At 69.9% G+C, this 1336-nt stretch carries 1 protein-coding gene; it reads left to right on the top strand.

Annotated features, from left to right (window positions below):
- Nucleotides 1-151: 151 nt before the first annotated feature.
- Nucleotides 152-1336: DUF7159 family protein (locus A5688_RS27745; protein WP_068268173.1), on the top strand; the 1185-nt coding region annotated here is incomplete at its 3' end.

The raw sequence follows: 1336 nt of genomic DNA, 5'->3' as shown, positions 1-1336 counted from the left end.
TCGCGTCGCGCACTCGCAGTTGGGTGTGGATGAGGATGACTGATGCTCGGCCAGCTCGTGGAAGTAGCGTCGGAGTCTGTTTGCACTGCCGTGGGCGGCGGATAGGCTGGTCGTCGGGGGGCGATCCGAGACAAGCCTGCAGGAGGGCGCGGTGGAAACCGTACTCGGTGTGTCGATGACGCCCACGGCGGTTCGCGCGGTCTTGGTCGAAGGGGAACACGCCCAGGGCGCCACCGTTGACACGGACGCGTTTGAGGTGGTCTCGGCCCGAGGTCCGGTGAATCCGACCGGACCCGATCAAGTCGTCTCCGCAATCCTCGGGACGCGGGAAGGAGCGGCGGAGAGCGGCTGCCCGTTGGCCTCGGTCGGGGTGACGTGGACGGACCCCATCCAGGCCGCCGCCCTGCGCGACTTGCTGGCCGACCAGAGGATCGAGAAGGTCATGCTGGTCTCGGCCTTTCTGGCCGCGGCCTCGCTGACCCAGACGGTGGGCAACTCGACAAGGTATGCGCACACCGCCCTGCTGTTCGTGGAGCCGTCCACCGCAACGATGGCGGTGGTACATACCGCCGACGGTTCGGTCGCCGATGTGCGCCGGCAGGAGCTGCCTGACGACGAAGACGAGGCGGTGGCAGCGTTGACCGCGATGGCCGCCGGTGCAGAAGCGATGGAGCCGCGCCCGGACGGTTTGTTCGTGGTCGGCTCCGACGGCGTCGACATCGCCGCAATCAGCCCGCAGTTGCAGGCAGCCAGTTCCCTCGTGGTGAGCACACCGGAGGAGCCAGGCCTGGCACTGGCCAGGGGCGCGGCGTTGGCATCGGCGCATCCACCATTGTTTTCATCCTCGACCGCAGCGATCGCGTACGCGCAAGACCCCGGCACCGGTGAGGTAGCCCCGCACGCGGTGGGCCTCGGCTACGCGGATTTTCCCGCCACCGTCGAACGTGGCGCCGAGGCGTTGGCCTACAGCGCCGATCCCGAAGAGGCTGGCCTCACGCCCGCTCGCGGGCTCGGCACCGGCGCCTATCCCCCAGTTGATGACGACGCCGACTCGCCATGGACCGGCTCGGGCGCCGCGGCGACCGAGCGGCGGGCCACCCGGCCGTTTCTCGTGGCGATGAGCGTGTTGGGGTTGTTTGTCGGCGGGGTCCTGGCCCTCGTCATCGCGCTGGCGATCGCCATTCGACCGCATGTCGACACGCGGCCACAAATCGGCGCTAACGCCGTTGCACCTGCGCCGCCCCCTGCTGCCAGCACACCCCCACCGGCTGCACCGGAACCGGCAAGGGTCGCCCCGGCACCCGCGGCCCCGGCGCCCGCAGCCCCGGCACCAGCG

Source organism: Mycobacterium mantenii, assembly GCF_001667865.1.
Classification (GTDB): domain Bacteria; phylum Actinomycetota; class Actinomycetes; order Mycobacteriales; family Mycobacteriaceae; genus Mycobacterium; species Mycobacterium mantenii_A.
Note: the sequence above shows the minus strand (reverse complement) of the source record. Positions and strands in the feature narration are given on the sequence as shown.